This is a genomic window from Parvibaculum sp., assembly GCF_002684405.1.
GTDB lineage: Bacteria > Pseudomonadota > Alphaproteobacteria > Parvibaculales > Parvibaculaceae > Parvibaculum.
On the sequence record NZ_NYVD01000078.1, the window covers coordinates 1 to 7,907 of the forward strand.

The window sequence follows — 7,907 nt, forward strand, 5'->3', positions numbered from 1 at the left end:
AGCGCCCCGTCGATGAAGGCCGGTCCCATCAATATGGGGGCGCGGAAGAAGGGGAGGATAAGTTTTTCAACCTTATGTCCGCTCCCGGACGATATTCCTCAAGGTAGCTTCAGGATCCGCTTGGAGATGATGTTCTTCTGGATCTCGTTCGAGCCGCCATAGATGGATTGTGCCCGGGCGCCCAGATATTGCGCGACGGCGGGCGCGGCGCCCGCCGGCACTGGCGTGTTGTCGGTCCAGGCGGGCGCTGCCGAATCCGGAAAATATGCCTGCGCATAAGCGCCATGGGCTTCCATGCCCAGCTCGGTAATGTCCTGCGCCAGCTCGGTCGCAATGATCTTGAGGATCGAGGATTCCTCGCCCGGTGCGCCGCCTTCCGCGACCGAGGCCAGCGTTCGCAGCACGGTAAGTTCCAGTGCATCGAGGCGCGTCTCAAGCGTGGCGAGCTTGGCGGCAAAGGCCGGGTCGTCGAGAAGCCGTGCGCCGTCGCTTTCGGTCCGCATGGCCGTGGCGCGAATATCCTCAAGCTGTTTTCGTTTGCCCGCGACATGCGCATATGAGGTGCGCTCATGGCCAAGCAGGTAGTTGGCATAGGTCCAGCCTTTGCCTTCCTCGCCAATCCGGTTTTCCACCGGCACGCGGACATCCTCGAAGGTGACGCTGTTCAATGAATGCTTGCCGTCGATGGTGATGATGGGGTTCACCGTGATCCCCGGCGTCGCCATGTCGATGCAGAGGAAGGTGATGCCTTCCTGCTTCTTGCCGGAGTTGTCGGTGCGCAGCAGGCAGAAAATCCAGTCGGCGTGCTGGCCGAGGCTGGTCCAGATCTTGGTGCCGTTGACGACATACTCGTCGCCCTCACGTATCGCGGCGCATTGCAGCGAGGCGAGGTCCGAGCCCGAACCGGGCTCCGAATAGCCTTGCGCCCAGAAGGTCGTGCTGTCGAGAATACCCGGCAGCCAGCGCTTCTTTTGATCGTCGGTGCCGAAGGTGTAGATGACCGGCCCGACGTAAAGAAGCCCCATCGGCACGACATTGAGCGCGCCCGCGCGTTCCAGTTCCTCGTCGAAGATGTATTTCTGGTTGGCGGTCCAGCCCGTGCCGCCATCGGATTTGGGCCAGTTGACCGCCAGCCATCCCTTCGCGGCAAGCGCGCGTTCGGAGCGCTGATAGTCTTCCTTGGAGGGAGAATGTCCCCGCCCGATCTTTTCCACGATGTCGCTCGGATATTCGTTCTCGAAGAAGTCCCGCATCATCATGCGGAATTCCTCATCCTCTGCCGAAAAGGAAAAATCCATTGGCTCCGTCCCTCTAAAATTTTGTGTTGGGCGGAACTCTAGTGACTCGGCGTGCGGCTGTCACAGGGCGTTTCGCAGGGCAGGGCGCTGCTGCGTAAGGGACCAGCATCCGGGGGCTTGCGATTGAGGAAGGCACGCGCCAGTCTTTTAGAAATGCGTCAGGGGAGGAAACGCTGTGAAACTCATCGGCCTTATCGGGGGCATGAGCTGGGAAAGCTCAGCCCAATATTATCGGATCATCAACCGGGAAGTGCAGGCGCGGCTGGGCGGCGCGCATTCGGCGCGCAGCGTCATGCTGTCGGTCGATTTCGCAGAGATCGAGCGTTGGCAGCACGATGCGGAGTGGGAGAGGCTGGGCGAGGCAATGTCCGACGCAGGACAGCGCCTGGAGCGTGCGGGCGCCGAGTTTCTCGTCCTCTGCACGAACACGATGCATCGAGTGGCCGACACGCTGGAGGGAGCCGTCGATATCCCGTTGCTTCACATCGTCGATCCGACGGCGGAGCGACTGGCGGAACTCGGTATCACGCGGGTGGGGCTGCTGGGGACCGCTTTCACCATGGAACAGGAATTCTTCAAGGAGCGTCTCGTCCAGGGCCGCAATCTGGATGTGATGATTCCCGGCGATGCCGACCGCGACCTCGTCCACAACATCATCTACCGGGAACTGGTGACGGGCGAAGTGAGGCCGGAATCGCAGACCGCGATGCGCGCGGTGATGTCACGGCTTGTCGGCCGGGGCGCACAGGCGATCATTCTCGGCTGCACGGAAATCATGCTGCTGGTGTCGCAGGAGGATTGCTCCGTGCCGCTTCTCGATACGACGACGCTGCATGCGCAGGCGGCGGTCGACTTGGCGCTTGAGGGCACGAAAGAGCCAGCCTGAACGCAGGCATATGCGCAAAAGAAAAGGGCCGGTGTTGCCACCGGCCCTTCGCATTCGTCGGCGTAAGCCGGACGAGCGCATGATTACATCATGCCGCCCATACCGCCCATGCCGCCCATGCCACCCATATCGGGCATGCCGCCGCCGCCGGCGCCTTCCGGCTTCGGCTTCTCGGCGATCATGGCTTCCGTCGTGATCAGCAGGGCTGCCACGGAGGAGGCGTCCTGAAGCGCGGTACGCACGACCTTGGTCGGGTCGATGATGCCGGCCGCGACGAGGTCGATATAGGCCTCGTTCTGGGCGTCGAAGCCGTAATTGGCCTGCTTCGATTCCAGCACCTTCTGCACCACGATCGAGCCTTCCACGCCGGCGTTTTCGGCGATCTGGCGGATCGGGGCTTCAAGCGCACGCTTCACGATGTTGATGCCCGCCTGAATGTCGCGGTTCTCGTCGGTCAGCTTCGCGACGGCCTTGGCAGCCATCAGAAGGGCGGTGCCGCCACCGGGGACGATACCTTCTTCCACCGCAGCACGGGTCGCGTTGAGCGCGTCGTCCACACGGTCCTTGCGCTCTTTCACTTCCACTTCCGTGGCGCCACCGACCTTGATCACGGCCACGCCGCCCGCGAGCTTCGCAAGACGCTCCTGCAGCTTTTCGCGGTCGTAGTCGGAGGTGGTGTCTTCGATCTGGCGACGGATCTGGGCGACGCGCGCCTCGATGTCCTTCTTCTTGCCGAGACCGTCGACGACCGTGGTGTCGTCCTTCGTGATGGAGACGCGCTTGGCCGAGCCGAGCATGTCCATCGTCACGTTTTCGAGCTTGATGCCGAGATCTTCGGAGATCACCTGACCGCCCGTCAGCACCGCGATGTCTTCCAGCATCGCCTTGCGACGATCGCCGAAGCCCGGGGCTTTCACGGCCGCGACCTTCAGGCCGCCGCGCAGCTTGTTGACGACCAGCGTCGCCAGGGCTTCGCCCTCGATGTCCTCGGCAATGATGAGGAGCGGACGGCCGTTCTGCACGACCGATTCGAGGATCGGCAGCATCGGCTGCAGGCTGGTGAGCTTCTTCTCATGGAGAAGGATGAAGGGCTCGTCGAGCTCCGCCACCATCTTGTCGCCATTGGTGATGAAGTAGGGCGACAGGTAGCCGCGGTCGAACTGCATGCCTTCCACGACGTCAAGCTCGGTCTCGAGAGACTTGGCTTCCTCGACCGTGATCACGCCTTCATTGCCGACCTTTTCCATCGCCTTGGCGATCATCTCGCCGATTTCGCGCTCGCCATTGGCGGAAATGGTGCCGACCTGGGAGATCTCCTCGTTGGACTTCACCTTCTTGGAACGCTTGATGATGTCCTGGACGGCAGCCTTCACGGCCTGCTCGATGCCGCGCTTCACATCCATCGGGTTCATGCCGGCGGCAACCGACTTCGCGCCTTCGCGAATGATCGACTGGGCAAGCACGGTCGCGGTGGTGGTGCCGTCACCGGCGGTGTCGTTGGTCTTGGAAGCGACTTCCTTGACCATCTGCGCGCCCATGTTCTCGAACCGATCTTCCAGTTCGATTTCCTTGGCGACGGACACGCCGTCCTTCGTGGTGCGCGGTGCGCCGAAGGACTTTTCGATCACGACGTTGCGACCCTTCGGGCCGAGCGTCACCTTCACGGCGTCCGCGAGAATGTCGACGCCACGCAGCATCTTCTCACGGGCATTGCGCCCGAATTTCACTTCTTTGGCCATATTCCTATGTTCCTTGTTCTTGGCTCATGGATCCTGTCGGCGCGCGGCAGCAAAAAGGCCCGCAGCCGTCACATCGGACTTGCGAGCCTTATTCAGCAGCCTTTTTGGATTTGCCTTCGAGCACACCCATGACGTCGGTCTCTTTCATGATGAGGAGGTCCTGGCCGTCGATCTTCACTTCCGTGCCGGACCATTTGCCGAAAATCACACGGTCGCCGACCTTGACGTCGAGCGGCACGATCTTGCCGTCTTCACCGCGGGCGCCCTGGCCCACCGCGACGATCTCGCCCTGGGAGGGCTTTTCCTGAGCGGTCTCGGGGATGATGATGCCACCGGCAGTCTTGGCCTCTTCCTCGACCCGGCGCACGACAACTCGGTCATGCAAAGGACGGAATTTCATCTCTTGCGTCTCCTGTTTCGGAACCGCCATTTTGGCGGGAAACCCTGGATTTTTTGGAAGCTGTTAGCACTCGTGGAAAATGAGTGCCAATAGCTCTCGCGAGAGATAGGAGGGGGGTGGCGGAGTGTCAAGCGGGGAGTGGCGATAAACCGCTGCAGGGACTCAGGTTTTTCGGGTCGGAAGGCTGCCCGTTTCAGCGCATGAGCGCGCGATGAGCGGTCAGGCCCGGAGGCCCCGAAGCGTTATGCGGACGATATTGGCAAGCGTCTTGCGGAATTCCGCCTCATCCGCCGCCTTTTCCGCTCCATAGGCGGCCGTAGTCAGGGTGGCCGCAGCCGATTCTACGGTGAACCCGGCCGCGTGCAGATCGAGTTCGCCGCTATCCACGCCCTTCTGAATGAGTTTCGCGATGATGGAACGGAAGGTGGCGTCCACTTCCTCGAAAACGTCGTCGGGGAGCTGGTGCTGCGGATCCAGCAGTTCCGCGGCATGGGGGCTTGAATAGATCCAGCGCCAGACAGCGCCGAGCTTGGCGTCCATCACGCCCAGAAACTGCTCTTCAAGGGGCTGGTCGCAGGCGATGGCTTCCTGGATCGCTTTCAGCATGCGCGCGGCCAGCATCCGGGCAATGGCCTCGAAAAGCTCTTCCTTGCTCGCGAAATAGAGGTAAAGCGTTCCCTTGGCGACACCGGCGGCGCGGGCGATATCCTCCATCGAGGTGCGGCGATAGCCGTAATGGCGAAACAGATCGAACGCGGCATCGATAATCGTCTCGCGCTTGTCGCTCGATGCCTGTTTGGGCATGTCCCCTTTCGGGGCCGCCATACGCTGTTTTACGGCCAACGGGTTGCTCCCCCGAACTCTCTCCTGCGCCGCTCTCTGACACCCAGTCCCCCCGGAGAGTGCGTACGCAAACAACAATAAGTCAGTCTATCGCATACACCACTGAGAATGCCCTGTCATGGCACTGCGTCGATATGCGCCTTTCCGTGGAAAAACCATAATAAATTGCATGTATTCCGGCATTGCGGCGCCGCGCCCTTGCCGTTGCCCGCTGCGTGTTTAGGATGGCGCGCCATCGTGAAGGCCGCCGCGCCGGCCAGCCAATCTGGGGAGCCTGTAAACATGTCGAAAGCCCTGCAAACCGCCCGCGAGATGATCGGCAAACAGGGATCGCGACAGACGATCCCGACGCCGGCGCTGGTCCTCGATCTGGACGCTCTGGACAAGAACGTGGCCACCATGGCCGCGCATTGCGCAAAGAACGGGCTTTCCATTCGTCCCCATGCCAAGACGCATAAATGTGCCTCCATCGCCAGGCGGCAGATCGAGGCGGGTGCGGTCGGCATCTGCTGCGCCAAGCTCGGCGAGGCCGATGCGCTTTTCGAGGCGGGCGACGGGACGATCGAGAGCATCCTGCTCACCTCGCCCGTGGTGACGGGGCAGGGCATCGAGCGGCTGGTCGACCTTAATGCTCGCATGCCGGAGCTGATCGTCGCCGTGGACAATGCGGAAAACGTGCGGGCACTGGCCGCCGCCGCGCAGGAAGCGTTGCGCGCCGGCCAGGGCAAGGCACTCAAATGCATCGTCGATCTCGATGTCGGCCTGCACCGCACCGGCATCGCGCCGGGCGATGACGCCTTCGAACTGGCCGAGCTGGTGGACGCAGCCGACTCTCTCGAATTGATGGGGCTTCAGGCCTATGCCGGTCACCTCATGCATATCGAGAATTTCGAGGAGCGCCGCGAGAAGTCGCTGGCCTGCATGAAAGTGCTGGGCGAGATGCGCGACCGGCTGAAGGCGGCGGGCCTGCCCTGCGATATCGTGAGCGGCGGCGGCACGGGCAGCTACAATATCGACCCCGAAGCCAAGGTGCTGACCGAGCTTCAGGGCGGCTCCTACATCTTCATGGACAAGCAGTATAACGACGTGCCGATAGAAGGCGGCGTGCCCATGCCCTTCGACACGTCGCTCTTCGTGCAGATGAGTGTGGTGTCCAACAACACGAAGAACCTCGCCACGACGGATGCGGGCTTCAAGGCCTTCTCCACCGACGCCGAACCGCCCGTGCTTCATGCCGGGGCGCCGGAAGGGGCGGGTTACTTCTTCTTCGGCGACGAGCAGGGCGGCATCCTGCTGCCCGACGGCGCGACCCTGCCGCTGGGTACAACGCTCACCGCCGTCACCCCGCATTGCGACCCGACCGTGAACCTCTACGACGCCTATTTCGTCGTGAAGGGCGATGCGCTGGTCGATATCTGGCCAATCGAGGCGCGCGGCAAAAGCGCCTGAGCGAGACTGGGGCCGGGCCCCTGATCGGGCCCGGCAAACAAGCCCTATAAATGAATCCCATGAACGAGAGCAGAGGAGCAGGGGTTGACGTCCGTAAAAAGGGCCACTAATGTAAGTGAATGATCACTCGCGAAAACATACGTGGTTCCGGAACCAAGAAGCGGATCGTCGAGGCCGCCCTCGGGCTTTTTGTCGCCCAGGGCATATCGGCGACGACCACGCGTGAGATTGCCGACCGCGCCGGGATTGCGGAAGGCACCATCTACCGCCATTTCGAGAGTAAGGACGCGCTGGCCAACGAGATGTTTCTCGACGGCTTTGTGCCTTTCTCCAATTTCCTGGCTCAGCTGGACGGCCGGGAGGGGACGCTGGTCGACAAGGTCGAGATGGCGACGGCACAGTTCTACCGCCTGTTCGACGCGGACCCCACGCTGTGGATGTACATCATGACATTCCAGACTGGTGAGCAGTCGAAAGTGCCGAAAGGCACGCCGACACCCTTTTCGGTGCTGCGTGACCTGCTGGAGACGGCGACGCGGAGCGGCGAATTGCGCGATTTCGATCCGGATCTCGGTGTCCAGATCCTGCTCGGAATCATCGAGCATCCGGCCGAAGGCGTGGCCTATGGAGAACTCAGCGGCCCGCTTACGCCGCGTCTGCCCGAAGTGATCGGTGCGATCCGAAGGGTCCTTTCAACCTGACCTGAAACCAGTCATCCGGCGGCGGCGGAGTGCCGTTACTTGCCGGTTTTGTGGTGAGTGAGTGTTCACATCAAAATGGAGAATGACGATGATGAGAAAGTTTCTGATGGCGGCGCTGGCCGCAATCTCCTTCCCGGGAGCCGCCTTCGCAGATGCCGGTTCGAGCGCCCAGGGCTCGCACGCCCTCTCCCAGGCGATGGGTGACTCCGTGGCGAAGGGCGCCGCGATTTCCGCCATCGGCGTTGCCCTGCCGGTTCTGAGCGTCGCGGGCACCGGTATTGCAGTGGCCGGACCTCTCGCCATAGGCGGGTCGATGACGCTTTACGAGCGGACGAAGACCCGTCAGCCCCTCACGGTCACGGACAAGACCATCGTGACCGGCCCGTCGCCCGACAGGGCCCTGAAGGCGCGGCACGAAGAAGGGGAGCGTTGAACCATGATGAAGCGCATTCTTTTCGCCTGCGGGCTTTTGTTCTGCGGTCTGGCAACGGTCCCCGCCCAGGCGCAGATGAGTTCGGGAGCAAGCACGATCGAAGCTCCCGAACGCGTGGTCCCCTTTGCCCAGAAAGTGGAACGCATCTTGGCGGAACG

Annotated in this window: 8 protein-coding genes; 4 read left to right on the forward strand and 4 right to left on the reverse strand. The window is 62.1% G+C overall.

The genetic code is table 11. The annotated features are described in order from the left end of the window. Positions 1–98 precede the first annotated feature (98 nt). Positions 99–1,298 (reverse strand): acyl-CoA dehydrogenase family protein, encoded by a 1,200-nt coding sequence (locus CMI59_RS06770; RefSeq protein ID WP_293326436.1) that lies wholly within the window; start codon positions 1,296–1,298, stop codon positions 99–101. Between the two features lie 175 nt (positions 1,299–1,473). Between CMI59_RS06770 and CMI59_RS06775 the strand changes: the two genes are divergently transcribed. Next, positions 1,474–2,184 (forward strand): aspartate/glutamate racemase family protein, encoded by a 711-nt coding sequence (locus tag CMI59_RS06775; RefSeq protein WP_293326438.1) that lies wholly within the window; start codon positions 1,474–1,476, stop codon positions 2,182–2,184. A gap of 83 nt (positions 2,185–2,267) precedes the next feature. Here the strand turns inward: CMI59_RS06775 and groL are convergent, their stop codons facing one another. The 3 genes from groL to CMI59_RS06790 form a co-directional block, all read right to left on the reverse strand. Beyond that, positions 2,268–3,923, reverse strand: coding sequence for a chaperonin GroEL (gene groL / locus CMI59_RS06780; protein WP_293326441.1), 1,656 nt, complete (start codon positions 3,921–3,923; stop codon positions 2,268–2,270). A gap of 88 nt (positions 3,924–4,011) precedes the next feature. After that, positions 4,012–4,323, reverse strand: coding sequence for a co-chaperone GroES (groES, locus tag CMI59_RS06785; RefSeq protein WP_293326443.1), 312 nt, complete (start codon positions 4,321–4,323; stop codon positions 4,012–4,014). A 219-nt stretch (positions 4,324–4,542) separates the two neighbouring features. After that, on the reverse strand, positions 4,543–5,127 hold the full coding sequence (locus CMI59_RS06790; RefSeq protein ID WP_293326446.1) for a TetR/AcrR family transcriptional regulator: 585 nt from the start codon (positions 5,125–5,127) through the stop codon (positions 4,543–4,545). 321 nt (positions 5,128–5,448) lie between these two features. Here CMI59_RS06790 and CMI59_RS06795 point away from each other — a divergent pair, with 321 nt between their 5' ends. From CMI59_RS06795 to CMI59_RS06805, 3 genes are all read left to right on the forward strand, one after another. Further along, positions 5,449–6,615, forward strand: coding sequence for a DSD1 family PLP-dependent enzyme (locus tag CMI59_RS06795; protein WP_293326448.1), 1,167 nt, complete (start codon positions 5,449–5,451; stop codon positions 6,613–6,615). Between the two features lie 119 nt (positions 6,616–6,734). After that, complete coding sequence (locus CMI59_RS06800) at positions 6,735–7,316, forward strand: TetR/AcrR family transcriptional regulator (protein ID WP_293326451.1); 582 nt, start codon at positions 6,735–6,737, stop codon at positions 7,314–7,316. 88 nt (positions 7,317–7,404) lie between these two features. After that, on the forward strand, positions 7,405–7,749 hold the full coding sequence (locus tag CMI59_RS06805; RefSeq protein ID WP_293326454.1) for a hypothetical protein: 345 nt from the start codon (positions 7,405–7,407) through the stop codon (positions 7,747–7,749). The last annotated feature ends 158 nt before the right edge of the window (positions 7,750–7,907 follow it).